Source organism: Metabacillus endolithicus (genome assembly GCF_023078335.1).
Lineage (GTDB): Bacteria > Bacillota > Bacilli > Bacillales > Bacillaceae > Metabacillus > Metabacillus endolithicus.
Window position 1 is genome coordinate 1,589,415 of record NZ_CP095550.1, and the last position, 15,025, is coordinate 1,604,439.

Sequence of the window (15,025 nt, forward strand, 5' to 3'; positions counted from 1 at the left end):
ATCTTAATGGATAAATATCATGGCTATATTGAGGATTTGTTTAGTTTTTGTAAAATTAAAGAAAACAGGAAATGTACTTGAAATAGAATAGACCTGGCATTCACCAAGTCTATATTTCAATATCTATTTTTAATCCATTTTCTCTTGATGTTTCAATTAAGAACGATCCTTTTAAAGCTTTGACCCGTTCACTTATACCAGAAAGGCCTGTTCTTTCTTTTTGATCACCTATTTCTTCATAATTAAAACCAATACCATCGTCCTCGTAATGGAGAACAATCTTATCTTTTATAAAAACAAGAATAATCACAACATTTGTTGCTTCTGAATGTTTATGAGCATTTATAAGCAATTCCTGTACAATTCGATAAATGTTTAATTGAGTATCAAGATCCAAAGAAGCATTTATATTTCCAGTATTAAGTCGGATGTCAAAGCTTACAATGTCTTGATATTGCATAATGAGCTTATTTAATGCCTTAACTAAGCCTAAATCATAAAGTAACTGTGGTCGCAGTTCTTGACATGTTTCTCTTGTTTCTTTAATAACCTTCGTCATACTGCTGTTTATGCTTTGCAGCTGTTTTTTAAGAACATCAGCATCTTCTTCTGACATTGCCAATTCACATTGCCTTTTTAAAGAAACCAAGTCTTGAAGAACAGAGTCATGTATTTCCTTAGCTAAATGAGATCGTTGCTTTTCTTCTATAGAAAACAAAATCTTATTCAGCCAATCTGGTTTTCCTCCCTCTGTCTCTGTCTCAACCTTTTGTAAGTGTTGCATTAGTTCATCAATTTTCAAAAAGTTTTCTAATGAAACATTTGTGTAAAACGAAAGAGTTTTTAACCATGACACCTCATCACGAGTTAATTTAGGTGTGTTTAGTATAGACAAGCATACTAATACATAGCTCTTGTTGTCAGTTACACCTATATTAATAACAAAACCTTTATCTATTTCAACAATCTTACCAATTTCATTTGAAGCTTCTTTAATTTCTTTTAAATAAGATCTATAATTTGGTTCCTTTGCTAAGGGATCAACAGAAGTAATATTCTTTACCTTATCAAGCTCGATAAAATATGCCTTGCTAACATGGAGTACATCCACAATTACTTGCTTTAATTCTGCAATAACCTGTTCCAAATTACTTGCTTTTCGTATGCTTTGAGTATACTTAAAAATGCTGTCCTGATAATTATACTTTTCGGAAAACCGCTTTAATCTAAAACGATCATCTAAAACTTCCTTCACATAAAAAATGAACACCATAGCTAAGTAAATATAAACAAAAAGTTGAACAGAATAAAAAGTTGGATTGCTTTCTTTTAAAGTGAACATAATCATAACCATAATCAGAGTTGGAATTATGGCAAGTATTGAATAATATTTAAGTCTTCCTAACAAGAATTCTATATCGTATATCTTCGTTACCAAAAATTGATAAACTAATGAAAAGGGAATTAAGAGTAAAAAAGCAGATAAAAATATTGGCGAAAATACATACTTTTGAAAAATTACATACGGAATGACATAGAACAAAAGAAAAGGTGTAAAAGCTAAAACATTTGTTACAATTAATATTTTGACTAAATATGCTTGTTCTGAATATCTAATCTTTCTTAAACCTGAAAACTTTAAACTAAAAGTTAAAATAAGTAAAATAAGAAATGACACTAGTGTAAGCAACTTGTTACTTATTATGGTCATTCCCCAAAAATTATGAACTAATTCAGCCAAAATATTGATAAATACGAGCATATAACCAAATATAATATAAGAAAATCTGAAAAGTTCTTTTCCTAATTCTTTAAAATATTGATAGATAAAGTGTAAATAGCTTACTGGAACTAATGTAAATAAGGCTATATTCACGTATCTACTTAGTAAATCTCCCCTTGAAGAACCACTTGCACTAAGATAAGCCATGGCTACTATTAATAAAAATAGTATTAATAAATGAGCAGACCGTTGATTTGTCTCTTTGTTTGATTTATTAATAAAATAAATACTAAACAAGCATAAGGCAAGAACTGTTAAAGGGATGATTATCATAAACAAAACCTGATTACTGAATAAAGTTGATGGAACAATATATTCTTTAGTTATTCCATTTGTTTTAAGTACCTTAACTGAGTTTATCTGTTCAAGGAGACCATGACTAACAGCTGGATTATGAAGCTGTGGATCTTTGTTATTTATTTCAACGATCTTATCCCCAACATGAATACCCACTTTTTCTGCCCAGGTTTTTGGCTCAATTTCAGAAATCAGCATTTCTTCGTTATTTGTTTCAATTATTCTAGCTCCAACATATGGGTATTTATAATTTAAAATTATAATATAAAGAACAAAAATAATACTTAATATGACTAATAGTTGGAGCATCCTATTAAAGGTAAGACGCATCTAAATTATAATCACCTTTCAACATAAATTATGATATTAATATCGTTCAAAATTGTTCTTTACTACTTAATAGAACAGCTTTTAATCTCTCAATTTGGTCTTGTTTAATTGGTAATTCATTTATTAATTTTGCTGCTTTATTTACAGCTATTTGCTTCATGACATTTAAATAATGCACAGTTCCGGAATTTAAGAGTTTGTTACTAAATTTTTTATAACTCCCAAAGTAGGCTTCGACTGTTTTTTCACTTTTAAAGCCTTCAATAATCTCCAAAGCATGTTCATTACACTTTTTTTGAAGGTAAAGAAAGCCTAATGATTTTTTTTGTGCTGAAATGTCGTTTTTATTTGGATTAAATAAATCTCTAAAGTCATTTTCAATTTGTGCAGCAATTCCAATTTGATACGAATATGCCTCAACTTTTTCTTCATTTGCACCAGCTAAAAGCATGCCACTTACAGATGCTAATGCAATTAAAGAACCTGACTTATACTTCATCATTTTGATACATTCATCTTCACTAAATAAAGAGTTTTCCAAATCAAGATGCTGCCCTTCCATTGCTTGGAGAGAAAACCTAGTAAATGAATCAAGTATTTGAATTTTATATGGAGAAGATAATGATAATATCACTTTATGACTTAACGTATAAATCAACGTTGCCGCATTTAAAGCAATAGAAGAGTTAATTTTCATCCAAGGCTCTTCCATATTATCTAAGTCTTCAAGATCATCCAACATATCAAAAGATAAGATTAATAATTGAATAGCAGCAGCCAGCCTCACTATTTCTGCATTCTTTCCCTCGAATGCATCATAATGTAATATGGCCAAATGAGCAAAATGAAAGTTGTCTTTTTCCTTAATAAAAGAAACAACAAGATGCTGTAATTCGCTCTCTTTTACTTGCGATTCAATGATTTGAATCATTTGTTGTTTAATATGTTCATTATCAACCATCTTTTGGCCAACCACCTGTCTAGCTTTATATGACTACATGCTGAGATCTCTTTCCGAATAAATCAATCATCTTCCATTCTCAACTAACCGCCAAATTATGTCAATAAAAAACAAAAGAAACTTGGTTTTATCCAAGTTTCTTAAGATACATTTAAAAATGCAAATTTATCATATTTATCGATACTTTTATTTATAAGCTGCAGCGATTCTTTTGATTCTTTTAACTCTTGTTCTATCTTTAATAAAAGCTGTGTCATTTCATCAATCTTTTGTTGATTCACAGTTTCACACTCCCTATTTGTTGGTAAGCGAATGTAAGGCCAACCTAGTCTGCTTTCTATAAGTTAAATTCTAATCTAAATAAGGTATTTTTTCACCGAAAATAATTCTTATGACTCAATGCGTGATGCCGCAAGTCAAACGCAATAGTTCAAATTATATATTTCTTCGTCTTACCGACTTTTTTTATTTTTGTTTCTACCTTAAGTCCTAACAAATAAACATTTCGTCTGTCATTTTGTTTTTATGGGTATATGGTAAGCCTCTATTTTCATATTTTGAGCAAAAATAGTCCATTCCATTGCGCTCCATTATCGGTAATTAAAAAACCAGATGAAAAGTTTTTTTAACAGCCTAAAAAAGAGACCTATTTCAAATAGATCTCTACCTAACTTAAACAGTCAATATAGTCTTTGTAAAAATGTTTTCTGCCTCTGAAACAGCTAGTTGAATTAACTGAGATTTCATTTCTTGAGGACCATGATACTCTATCGTGTAATCCTCAATTCCTGTTTTTGAATACAAACACTCCATTGTCACCTTGCAATTGTCCTTTAACACCGAAAAAACCGCAACCATCTTGTCATCTAACACATAAAATGTTGGCTGCACCATCATCGTGTCTACAAGCCTCCTTAGAATAAAGAGAATTTTGAGGACTTGTCATAGGATGTGTACACTCTTATCTTTAACATTCTCTGTTTGATGACAGTTTCCTTCAACTATTTACAAATTATTATTGAACATCGAAAAAAATAAAGTGCAGGTAAAGTACCCACACTCGTTCCCGTAATAATAAATGTTTAATTCTCCTACTTTTCATCTAATTCCATAAGGTTTGTTGCCCATTCAATAGAAGATAAATAAATGCGGTTAATCTCTTCTTTTGGTATTTTCAAATCTTCTATATCCCAAGTTGATTTTTCAATACTTTCGGCCCAAAGTAACACGTGATATAAATCGTTTTCTTTCCCGAGCAAAGCATCTTGAATATCATCGGATAATGGTAGGTCCTTTAACACATCCTGGATATTTCGATGCATCAATGTATCAATTAATGAAAACATTCCTGTTAACATGAAAGGTGCTGACTGACCCATCCCTAGATAAATGGCAATCTGTTCACATAACTTCCCACGAACTAAGGATAACTTAATTACTTCTTGCATATTAATATCTTTTGGGTAATTTATATTTTTTAATGAAATAACATAAATCCATTTTTTAAGTTCATTTAATCCAAGTAGGACAATTGCCTGTTTGATAGATTCAATTTTATTAACAGGTCTAAAAGCCGGTGAATTAATTAATTTTAACAGCTTATATGACATAGAGATATCATGCTCAATTTCGGAGGCAATTTTATCAATATTGGGTTCTGTCTTCGCTATTTCTGAAAGTATATGATAATACGTTTTTAGATAAGAAGGAACATCATAACTTGAAACAATATGTGGTTTGCTAAAAAAATAACCCTGAAAATATGTATATCCCGTTTTCTTTGCAAATAAAAAATCATCTCTTGTTTCCACTTTTTCTGCTAAAAGTTCTATATTATGAGGACGATACCGTTCAACCATGTCTTTTTGTTCACTTTTGGATGTATGTAGAAAGTCCACTTTAATGATATCAACATAAGGTAATAATCTCGGTAATAAGGATGATTGCTCTTGGACATAAAAATCATCAAGCGCAATTGTATAACCTAATTCTTTTAACTCTTTACATGAAAGAATCAGTTCTTCACTTATTTCAACATTCTCTAATATTTCTACAACAATAGATGAGGGATTAAAAAATGTTGGTACTCGGGATTTTAGCAGACTATCTGTAAAGTTGACAAAACAACGTTTGCCTTCTGATAAATCATGAATACCAATATTTAAAAAACTATTAATAATGACTTCTGTTGTAGCAAGGTCTCCATCAATATCTGGAAATATATTTTCCTTACTTCCTCTATATAAAAGTTCATATGCAAAAACTTCTTCTTTTATATTAAATATTGGCTGCCGTGCAACAAAAACCTCCATGCTTTGACCCCCGATACAAAAAATAACCAATAATTTCAATTTATTCTATTTTACTACATTTATCTTAATAATAAATCATATTTTGGTTATTTACTAACAATTGTGGGTCCATAGTATTATAAATGACTCAAAAAACTCAGCGTTATTTTCATCCATCCGAAAAATGATAACCATAATGGTACACTCAGCAATGTGGCCCAAGCCATTCCTTTAAAAAAATTTTCTTCATGCATAGTGTTCACACCCCTTATAAAGATCTGTAGTCATTATTTTTTCCATGGTATTATTTATTAAACATAAAGTAAGCGCTTACAGTCAGATTTTTCTTATTACTACTTACAATATTCATCCATAGACAGCATCATTCCTCTCTATATCATTCTTCTTTTTCCAACATCGTTTTCATCCTATGTATCTTCTCACCTCACTACCCATCCTTTCATATAGTAATGACATATAGGTAGGGAGTGAAAATAATGCCTGCAATTAATGGTGAAAAATATTTAGAGCGCATGGATCAGCTACATCCTGATGTATGGATGAAGGGGGAAAAAATTTCAGGGAAGCTCTCACAGCACCCAGTCTATAAAGGTGCCATGCAATCAAAGGCATCTCTGTATGACACTCAAGTTCATCCTGATTTCATAAAAAAAATGACCTTTACATCTCCTACATCAAATGAACGTGTAGGACTATCTTTTTTGCAACCCAGAACGAAAGAAGACCTAGAAGCAAGAAGATATATGATTAAAACTTGGGCCAAAAAAACAGCAGGAATGATGGGACGTACACCAGATTACTTAAACACAGCATTAATGACGTTCGCTGCTTCAGCTACTATTCTACGTGAACAAGGTGATGAGTTTTGTAAAAATCTACTGAATATTTATGAGGATGCCAGAGAAAAAGATCTTTCCTTCACACACAGTTTTATCAATCCACAAGTAAATCGTTCAACAAATTATCATGAGTTATCTTCACAACCAATTGCTGCAAAAATAATAAAGAAAACATCAGATGGACTTATACTAAAAGGGGCAAGGATGTTAGCAACACAAGGAGGTATGACTGATGAGGTATTCATCTTACCTACAGGTCAAACCGATGATTATGCCTTTTGTTTTAGTATTCCTACAGATGCAGATGGAATTAAATTTATCTGCCGTGAATCCTTTTATCAAGACGACTCTCAATTTAACTATCCACTTTCTTCTCGTTTCGATGAAATGGACACGATGATTGTCTTTAATAATGTAGTAGTGCCTTGGGAAAGAGTTATTTTTTATCACCGTAATGATCTTGCACATCAGCTTTTTGCAAGAAGTAGCTTTACACCACAAGCATTGCACCAGGTCATTATTAGACAAATTACAAAAACAGAGTTCTTAATTGGTCTTGCACAAAAAATGGTTACTGTTTTAAACGTAACAGAGTATCATCATATACAAGAAAAAATTAGTGAAATGATTATTGGGTTAGAAACAATGAAGGCTCTTTTAGATCGTTCAGAGCTTGAAGCAAAGGAAGACGAATGGGGGACAATGGTTCCATATGTTCACTCTTTATTTGTTGCATCAAATATTTTCCCAAAGCTTTACCCTCGAATGATTGAAATCATTCAATTAATAGGTGCCGGGGGAATGGTAGCTATACCTTCAGAAGAGGATTTTGCTTCCAGCTTAGTTAGTGAAATTGATCATTTCTGTCAAGGATATGCATGTGATGCTGAAACAAAAGCGAAGCTCTTTCGCCTTGCATGGGATCTTACGATGAGCAGCTTTGGAACACGACAAACACAATATGAACGGTATTTTTTTGGTGATCCCAAGAGGCTAACATCAACTCTTTATCAGGGGTACCCTCGTGAAGAATACATTCGTGATGTTGAAAGTTTTTTAGAGCAAAATAGAGAGGCTTAACGACAAAGCCTCTTTACATTTCCCCTACCCAATGTCCTATTTTTCCTGCGAGCTCACCAGCAGTATCAGCTTCCACTCTTTTCGATAAAGATGATTGAAGGCGAACTCTAAGTTCTTCTCTTCCCTCTTCATAGCTAACAGTCGTAGACCACTCAATTTCCGGGATGGCAATCATACTGAATTCTTGTTTTTTATTTTCATAAATATAAACGTTTGTTATGAATTCTTCTCCATTTTTCACATTTGCTTTTCTAATTTTCACTATTCTTCATCCTTTCAGCAGTCTCTGCCATTATTATAAATCATGTTTCTTTCAATTTCAGCATTCACTACCCCAAACAACAAACAAAAGAACTGATTTAGTAGGAACCTAAATCAGTTCTTTTGGATGATAACTCTTAACACAACTTAAAAGTTAAAAGTGTTTGGTTGATCCACAATATCACTATCTTCAAAATTTGTGATCGTAAACACGTTTTCAATTTCGATAAAATCGCCTGTATTTAGTGCCCCTGCACCAACAGATGACTCATTTTGACTTTTAGGTGACAAACTAAACGTATCACCCACTTTAAAAACAGCTGCATCTCCTATCCTATTAAGCTTGATAGGTCCAACTAATGCCGGCATACCCTTCCTCCCTTATCACATACATGTAAAGTTAATTGTTCAACATCATATGAAAAAGAGAAAAAAGGGTTCTCGCCTAACTTTATACTTTAGCATTCTTTAGCTCTTCTTTATATTTAGATCTTAATTTGATTAATCGAATAACATTTAAAACAACAGCTTTTAACACGGCATACGTTGGAACAGCAAGAATCATTCCAATGATTCCTCCAAAGCTACCAGCTCCTATTAAAAGTAAAATAATTGTTAAAGGATGTGTGTTCAAACGCTTCCCGATAATTAACGGAGAAAGGAAATTCCCATCAAGCTGTTGTACAATCGTTACCACTAAAGCAGCAAGCAATGCTTTTGTCGGCGAATCTAATAAAGCAATAATGACGGCTGGAGCAGCACCGATAAACGGCCCCAAATAAGGAATTATATTAGCTACCGCGACAACAATTCCGAGAACAAGTGCATAATCAAGTCCTATTATAGTATAACCTATGAAGCATCCAATCCCCACAGCAATGGACACTATTAACTGTCCTTGTATGTAAGCTGCTAACGTTTCATATAAATCTTGTAAAATCTTCAATCCTTCATGACGATATGTTGATGGTAAAACCTTTACTGCCGTAGAAGGGAGCTTATGACCATCTTTTAACATGTAAAAAAGAATAAATGGAACTGTAATAATCGTTAAGGTAATGTTTGTTACAACACCAAGCACAGCTGTGAAGCTTGTTGTAATATTTTCCGGCAGGCTCTTCGCATAACCAGTCAATGTATCTTCTATTTGCTTAAATGACACATAATCCTGCTCCATGACCCATGTAAACCAGTGAGTTTGAGACATATTAATAATAAATTGTGTAAACTCGTTTACGTATGAAGGGAAATTATTCACTAAATCTGTTATTTGTTCTGTAACAATCGGTCCAATAAATGAAACAATCCCTGAAACGACACCAATAAATACAATATATGGAATCAGGATAGCCAGTGTACGAGGAACCTTTCCTTTTTCAAGTAACTTCACTAATGGATTAAAAATGAAGAATAGAATTCCCGCAATAAGAATTGGGAAAAACAAAGTTGATGCAAAAACAATAATGGGTTCAAACAAAAAGGAAACCCTTGTTCCTACAAAAACAATTAATAACATTAATAAAATTTGCAATGTCCAAAAATGAACTTTTGATCTAAACACTCTACTTCCTCCAGTTTCTATAGACCTCATCTATTTTTCAGTATAGTCATCTATAACCTTCCTTAAGCAACTTAAACATTTGTATCTAACAGTATATACGACTATTCCTCGAAATTGTTTCAAAATAATTCAAATTTTCATATACTACAAATGTACATGATTTACTAGATCTTTACCAATCTTTTCTTTACGTAAACAGCTTAACCTAAAGAAAGCCAGCCCTGTTGTCGGACTGACTTTAGTGTTGAAATTATTCTTCAGCTTCCAATAATTGAAGTGTTTTTTCTTCTATTTCATGCTGAGAAGCCATTTTGATTTCTACAGAACGAATCAGGTGACCTTCCGTATCTAGAATATGAAACTCAAATCCTTCATACAGTATTTTATCTCCCTGTTTACTTTCCATGTTCTGAGTCAGAATCCATCCTCCAAGAGTATCAATATCTTCATCATCAATACTTAAGCCTAACATATTATTAATTTCGTAGATTAACACCTTTCCATCGACAACAAAATGTTTTTCTCCACGCTTTTGAATGTTAGGAACCTCATCCTGATCAAACTCATCACGTATATCTCCAACAATTTCTTCAATAATATCTTCAACCGTCACAAGGCCAGCTGTTCCACCATATTCATCCATTAATATCGCCATATGAACTCGTTCCTTTTGCATTTTAATCAAAAGATCGTGAATTGGAATCGATTCAATCACTTGTATGACTGGACGAATATATTTTTGAATAAACGTATTTTTTCGGCCTTCAGGTGTTAAATAGTATAAATCAGTAAAGATTTCTTTAATATTTACCATTCCAAGAATATGATCTTTATCCCCGTTTACTACAGGGTATCGAGTAAACTTCTCGTTTCTCATAATATCAAGATTTTCCTGAAAAGACTTCTCTACTGATGTTGTTACGATTTCAGTTCTAGGAACCATAATTTCCTTTGCAATTCGATCGTCAAACTCAAATATTCTATTCACATATTTAAACTCAGATTGATTGATTTCACCACTCTTATAGCTTTCAGAAAGAATAATTCTAAGCTCTTCTTCTGTATGAGCAATTTCATGTTCTGATGCTGGCTTAAGTCCAAACATTCGAACAAGTAAATTTGCAGAACCATTTAATATCCAAATAAATGGAAACATGACTCGGTAGAAAAAAATCAAAGGTCGTGCAAAGAGCAATGTAATAAATTCAGCCTTTTGAATGGCCACTGTTTTTGGAGCCAATTCACCTATTACAACATGCAAGTAGGTAACCACTAAAAAGGCAATGACGAATGTTAATACACTTATAATTGATTCATTCACATTAAAACTGACTAGAAGAGGGTGTAGTATACTTTCCATCGTTGGTTCGCCAAGCCACCCAAGACCCAGAGCAGTTATCGTAATACCTAATTGACAAGCAGACAAATACTCATCAAGGTTAGATGTTACCCTCTTTGCTGCAAGTGCTGACTTATTTCCTTCTGCTATAAGCTGGTCAATTCGTGAACTTCTTAGTTTCACAATCGCAAATTCCGATGCCACGAAAAATGCGGTAATTGCAATTAAAATCGCAACAATAATCAGGTTAACTATATCCAAAATAAGGAACTGTCCTATCGTGTTACTAGTATCTATCAAACTAATACACTTTTATAAATAGACAGTTCCTTTCACCTCCTAAATTAAGAAAATTTAAACGAATATTATTCTTCGTCACCTTGTACAAAGATCATAACGAACTTTAGTAATTCAAATAATGCCATTAATGCTCCAGCTACATATGTTAATGCAGCAGCACCTAACACCTTATTAACGCCATGTTCTTCATTGTTAGAAATAATTCCTTCCGAAACCATTAAATTCTTTGCTCTCGAGCTTGCGTTAAACTCTACAGGTAAAGTGATAAGCTGAAACGCTACAGCAAATGAAAACAAAATGATTCCTAAACCAATTAAGTTAAGTTGCCCTAACAAGAATCCGCCTATTAATAAAAATGGGGCAACACCAGATGTTAGATTTACAACTGGAAACATTTTATGACGAAGCACTAAAGCACCGTATGATTGCTGATGCTGAATGGCATGCCCAACCTCATGAGCAGCAACTGAAACTGAAGCAATGGAATGTCCATAATATACCGGTTCTGATAACCGAACAACTCGAGAAAGTGGATCATAGTGATCTGTTAACGTTCCTCTAACCGGCTCTACCTTAACTTGATATAGGCCATTTTGATCTAAAATATGTCTCGCTACCTCAGCACCCGTTTTATGTGATGAAACAGCCACATCTGACCACTTCTTAAAATTACCCTTTACTTTAAATTGAGCCCATATTGATAAGCCTAATGCTGCAAAAATTAAAAAATCCATTGGGTGGAAAAACATTCGTTTCCGCTCCTCCTTTTCATATCTCAACGTTTTTGTGCACTTTTAAACTATTGTAATAGCAAATGCAATGTCTTCAGTAAAGCTTTGCTTTGTGATGAGATTTGATTAGAAATCTCCATTTGAGAATCTTCGTTTAGTTTATCAAAAATTGGTTTAAGTTCTTTGATTTCTTGTTCCAGTTGCTTCATGTGAGAAGCCAGAATTTCAGCATGTTTTAAGCACTGCTTTTGCTTTTCATCACATTGTTTATCCAGCCGCTTAAGCTCCAAACGTTCCTTTATATCTTTTAAACTCATGTGAAGTTCTTTGCACGCTTCGATAAAACGGATATCCTCAATTGCCTTTTCTGAATATAAACGATATTTAGATTCAGAAATGGTTTCAACATTTAAAAGACCAATTTGAGTATAATAATCAATCGTTCTTTTTGAGACATTTGCTTCCTTTGCTAATTCACCGATTTTATACAGCAAAACCCCATCTTATCACCTCGTACAATTGATACAAATATCTTATCCTCTCCAAACCGTACAGTCAAACGTTATACTTGTTATTTTAATCTTTATTTATAGAGTGTATTGGATATGTCATCTTTTTTGGTTTGCATTATGTAAATGGTTATTAATCATAGAAAAAAACAGACCTGTTTAGGTCTGCTTTTCAATCATCAGTCAGGCATAACTGACACGATTTGTTGACATCTTACAAAGAATGTTGAATCTCCCACTCTTACGACTACGTGGTCTGGTTTGACATCCATTACTTTTCCTCTTAAGCTGTCACGTGTTGTTTGGATTACAGCAAACTTACCTACAAGAGTTTGCAATGTTTGATAAACATAAGGCTCAACAAGAGTAACCATTTCTGGGCCACCATGACTATGCATTTGATTATTAGGATAATTCATTATAAAAGCTCCCTCCCTTATTTTCATTTACACTATATGGGGGGAGCTAGGCCAATGTCACAAACATTTAAACTGTTTTGCGATACTCTGTCAAAAAATGCTCAATTTCTTGATCAAGTCGTTCTATTTGTTTTATGGCATCTTCGTAGCTAATTTTTCTGTAGTGGTGCTTGCCAAAAGGTTCCTCATCCATTTCATCCGCTTTTCGGACAATGCGTTGTAATGTGTTTTTATCTATTGAGTTTTCCGGTAAATAAGAATCTGTATGAAGTAAAATAGCAAGAGCAACTTCTTTAGCGTATTTGCGGTCTTCACCGAGTCTAATTAAAAGCTTATGTGCTCGTTCTGCTCCTTTAATGGCATGAATGTCATTTTTTCGATATGCTTCATAATCCCATTCTCCATTTGTGTACCATTCATAGTGTCCGATGTCATGAAGCAATCCTGCCTTAGCTGCTATGTCGGGATTTACATCATGCTTAATGGCGAGCTGCACAGCATATTGGGCAACAGTAATCGCATGTGAAACTCCGGAACGATTCAAATATTTTTGTGCTATAGGATGTGTAAAAACATCGGTGATACTTACTCGTCGCATGGAAATCCTCCTTCAATAATATTCAGAATAATCTAACACATATATGTTATCCCTTCAAGTATAAGGGGAGTTTTTCTTACAAGTTTCTTATTATACTTTAGTGATGTTCTTATATTTATATGATAAAAAGATGGAATTGGAACATTTATTTCCATACTATTCCCTTCCAACAGAAAAAGGAAACTATTAAAATAGTTTCCTAAGACTTGATTGGGATATTAATTTCAAATGTAGTGGAATGCTTATTCGATTGAACATCAATCGAACCTCCATATTGATCAACCACCTTTTTAATGATTCCTAATCCATCTCCTCTTGCAACCCCCGTTTCTCAGGTTTTGTGGAAAAGCCTGCTTGGAAGATTTTACTGAGGTGGTTTTTAGGAATTTCAGGACCAATGTTCTCCACTTTAAATATGTATGTTGAAGATGTTTCTTTTGCTTCTATATTGATAAACCTTTCTGATTCTGTACCGAGCAGTGTTGCGTCAAATGCATTATCTATTAAATTGGAAAGAACTTTTATCAAATCAATAGAATTCATCTTTTTGAAGCTATTATGAGGATCTATATGTATATGCATATCAACCTTATCGTTTTGAGCTCTTACCCACTTTGATTGTAACAAAATGAAAAGAGCAGGGTGATTAACTTTAACAGGCAATTCAAGCATTTCCACTTCTGCAGTTAAAGAATTCACATATTCAAACGCCCGATCCTCTCTACCGATCTTTAATAATCCCTGAATTACTTGGATATGATTAATAAAGTCATGCCGAATAGAACGCATTGTATGTAACATTGATTGAAATTCAACCTGATACGTTACTTCTGCATCTCCAACTTGTGATCTTTCTTCTTTTTGATAACAATATTGAAAAGTTATGAATATAGCAAAAGTAATTAAAACAAACAGACCACAAAAAATAAGATAAGGGATACTATTTTGTAAAGCCTCTTTTTTCATATCTTCTACGGTCTCGATGTTGGAATCAAGTACTAATGAACCTATTAAATCAACAGTTTGTTGTATGTTTGAATAGGCAGCATATAAATTTATAAAAGTGAGAAGCAAAAGTATAATAACGGTTAAAGAGATGATGGTACTAAACCTTTTTTGTTTTATTTTTTTTATGTCCATCACCTCTGCTTGTTTGTAGTCATACTTATCGTTCACAATAATACGTAAGAATTATGTTAAAACGACTTTTTTCACTATAGATATTATTACATCATCTGCCAATTTTTGCGAATCTTTTTTATAAATCTTGTTCTTTTTAGGTTCATATAAATTCTTTTATATCATATACTCTTCCATTATCTAGGGGACCCTTCAATAAGTTATATAATGTTTTAGCAACAAATGATGTTGATCTAAGCATCCCTTTTTGATGAAAATCCTTGAATTGTTCGAGCGAAGAAAAATGTTCTTCTTCTGCTTGTCTAATAGTTGTTTGCATTTCTGTATCCATAATTCCTGGTGAAAATGCAATAGTTGTCATATTTGCTTTTGCTTCTATAAACTCAGCACCAACTGTTTGAGTGTACATATTTAATCCCGCTTTTGTACTACAATAGAAACTCCAACCTGGAATTGGCCGATTTGCAGCTCCTGATGTAATATTGACGATAATTGTATGTACTGAGTATTTCTCCGCTTCTTTTATTATTGCTTCACTCATTAACATTGGAGCAAGCAAATTTAC

General features: G+C 33.0%; 17 protein-coding genes. 1 reads left to right on the forward strand and 16 read right to left on the reverse strand.

The features are described from left to right. Positions 1–109: 109 nt before the first annotated feature. The 5 genes from MVE64_RS08560 to MVE64_RS08580 all read right to left on the reverse strand — a co-directional run bounded on the left by MVE64_RS08560 (position 110) and on the right by MVE64_RS08580 (position 5,683). The gene (locus tag MVE64_RS08560; protein ID WP_247345534.1) at positions 110–2,410 is read right to left on the reverse strand and encodes a histidine kinase; all 2,301 of its coding nucleotides are present in this window, start codon (positions 2,408–2,410) and stop codon (positions 110–112) included. Between the two features lie 46 nt (positions 2,411–2,456). Then, a complete protein-coding gene (locus MVE64_RS08565) occupies positions 2,457–3,371 on the reverse strand; it encodes a polyprenyl synthetase family protein (protein WP_247345536.1) in 915 nt (304 codons plus the stop codon). A gap of 140 nt (positions 3,372–3,511) precedes the next feature. Next, a complete protein-coding gene (locus MVE64_RS08570; RefSeq protein WP_098795571.1) occupies positions 3,512–3,652 on the reverse strand; it encodes a DegQ family regulator in 141 nt (46 codons plus the stop codon). 391 nt (positions 3,653–4,043) lie between these two features. Further along, a complete protein-coding gene (locus MVE64_RS08575) occupies positions 4,044–4,268 on the reverse strand; it encodes a hypothetical protein (RefSeq protein WP_247345539.1) in 225 nt (74 codons plus the stop codon). A 194-nt stretch (positions 4,269–4,462) separates the two neighbouring features. Then, on the reverse strand, positions 4,463–5,683 hold the full coding sequence (locus MVE64_RS08580; protein WP_247345541.1) for an EAL and HDOD domain-containing protein: 1,221 nt from the start codon (positions 5,681–5,683) through the stop codon (positions 4,463–4,465). A 476-nt stretch (positions 5,684–6,159) separates the two neighbouring features. On the opposite strand from MVE64_RS08580, the gene hpaB reads away from it, so the two are divergent. Continuing rightward, positions 6,160–7,602: a 4-hydroxyphenylacetate 3-monooxygenase, oxygenase component gene (gene hpaB / locus MVE64_RS08585; RefSeq protein WP_247345543.1), complete on the forward strand. Its 1,443-nt coding sequence runs from the start codon at positions 6,160–6,162 to the stop codon at positions 7,600–7,602. 13 nt (positions 7,603–7,615) lie between these two features. Here hpaB and MVE64_RS08590 read toward each other — a convergent pair whose 3' ends face one another. From MVE64_RS08590 to MVE64_RS27350, 11 genes are all read right to left on the reverse strand, one after another. Continuing rightward, positions 7,616–7,864, reverse strand: coding sequence for a YueH family protein (locus tag MVE64_RS08590; protein WP_247345545.1), 249 nt, complete (start codon positions 7,862–7,864; stop codon positions 7,616–7,618). 146 nt (positions 7,865–8,010) lie between these two features. After that, positions 8,011–8,232, reverse strand: coding sequence for a spore germination protein (locus MVE64_RS08595; RefSeq protein ID WP_247345548.1), 222 nt, complete (start codon positions 8,230–8,232; stop codon positions 8,011–8,013). Between the two features lie 82 nt (positions 8,233–8,314). Next, a complete protein-coding gene (locus MVE64_RS08600) occupies positions 8,315–9,424 on the reverse strand; it encodes an AI-2E family transporter (protein WP_247345551.1) in 1,110 nt (369 codons plus the stop codon). 250 nt (positions 9,425–9,674) lie between these two features. Then, positions 9,675–11,024, reverse strand: coding sequence for a hemolysin family protein (locus tag MVE64_RS08605; RefSeq protein ID WP_247345553.1), 1,350 nt, complete (start codon positions 11,022–11,024; stop codon positions 9,675–9,677). A 104-nt stretch (positions 11,025–11,128) separates the two neighbouring features. Further along, positions 11,129–11,812: a zinc metallopeptidase gene (locus MVE64_RS08610; protein ID WP_247345554.1), complete on the reverse strand. Its 684-nt coding sequence runs from the start codon at positions 11,810–11,812 to the stop codon at positions 11,129–11,131. A 50-nt stretch (positions 11,813–11,862) separates the two neighbouring features. Further along, positions 11,863–12,288, reverse strand: a complete 426-nt coding sequence (locus MVE64_RS08615; RefSeq protein WP_247345557.1) for a MerR family transcriptional regulator — start codon at positions 12,286–12,288, stop codon at positions 11,863–11,865. Between the two features lie 194 nt (positions 12,289–12,482). Further along, positions 12,483–12,722, reverse strand: a complete 240-nt coding sequence (locus MVE64_RS08620) for a YuzF family protein (RefSeq protein WP_379052935.1) — start codon at positions 12,720–12,722, stop codon at positions 12,483–12,485. Between the two features lie 67 nt (positions 12,723–12,789). After that, a complete protein-coding gene (locus MVE64_RS08625; protein ID WP_247345559.1) occupies positions 12,790–13,320 on the reverse strand; it encodes an HD domain-containing protein in 531 nt (176 codons plus the stop codon). A gap of 199 nt (positions 13,321–13,519) precedes the next feature. Then, positions 13,520–13,606: a hypothetical protein gene (locus MVE64_RS28110; RefSeq protein ID WP_425594007.1), complete on the reverse strand. Its 87-nt coding sequence runs from the start codon at positions 13,604–13,606 to the stop codon at positions 13,520–13,522. 14 nt (positions 13,607–13,620) lie between these two features. Next, positions 13,621–14,460 (reverse strand): sensor histidine kinase, encoded by an 840-nt coding sequence (locus MVE64_RS08630; RefSeq protein WP_247345562.1) that lies wholly within the window; start codon positions 14,458–14,460, stop codon positions 13,621–13,623. A gap of 142 nt (positions 14,461–14,602) precedes the next feature. After that, on the reverse strand, positions 14,603–15,019 hold the full coding sequence (locus tag MVE64_RS27350) for an SDR family NAD(P)-dependent oxidoreductase (RefSeq protein ID WP_281730465.1): 417 nt from the start codon (positions 15,017–15,019) through the stop codon (positions 14,603–14,605). Between the last annotated feature and the right edge of the window lie 6 nt (positions 15,020–15,025).

Excerpts from the sequence above, each read along its gene's own strand:
- MVE64_RS08560 (WP_247345534.1), bottom strand. The coding sequence starts at position 2,410 with ATGCGTCTTACCTTTAATAGGATGCTCCAACTATTAGTCATATTAAGT.
- MVE64_RS08610 (WP_247345554.1), bottom strand. The coding sequence starts at position 11,812 with ATGTTTTTCCACCCAATGGATTTTTTAATTTTTGCAGCATTAGGCTTA.
- MVE64_RS08580 (WP_247345541.1), bottom strand. The coding sequence starts at position 5,683 with ATGGAGGTTTTTGTTGCACGGCAGCCAATATTTAATATAAAAGAAGAA.
- MVE64_RS08595 (WP_247345548.1), bottom strand. The coding sequence starts at position 8,232 with ATGCCGGCATTAGTTGGACCTATCAAGCTTAATAGGATAGGAGATGCA.
- MVE64_RS08625 (WP_247345559.1), bottom strand. The coding sequence starts at position 13,320 with ATGCGACGAGTAAGTATCACCGATGTTTTTACACATCCTATAGCACAA.
- MVE64_RS08630 (WP_247345562.1), bottom strand. The coding sequence starts at position 14,460 with ATGGACATAAAAAAAATAAAACAAAAAAGGTTTAGTACCATCATCTCT.
- hpaB (WP_247345543.1), top strand. The coding sequence starts at position 6,160 with ATGCCTGCAATTAATGGTGAAAAATATTTAGAGCGCATGGATCAGCTA.
- MVE64_RS08620 (WP_379052935.1), bottom strand. The coding sequence starts at position 12,722 with ATGAATTATCCTAATAATCAAATGCATAGTCATGGTGGCCCAGAAATG.
- MVE64_RS08565 (WP_247345536.1), bottom strand. The coding sequence starts at position 3,371 with ATGGTTGATAATGAACATATTAAACAACAAATGATTCAAATCATTGAA.
- MVE64_RS08575 (WP_247345539.1), bottom strand. The coding sequence starts at position 4,268 with ATGATGGTGCAGCCAACATTTTATGTGTTAGATGACAAGATGGTTGCG.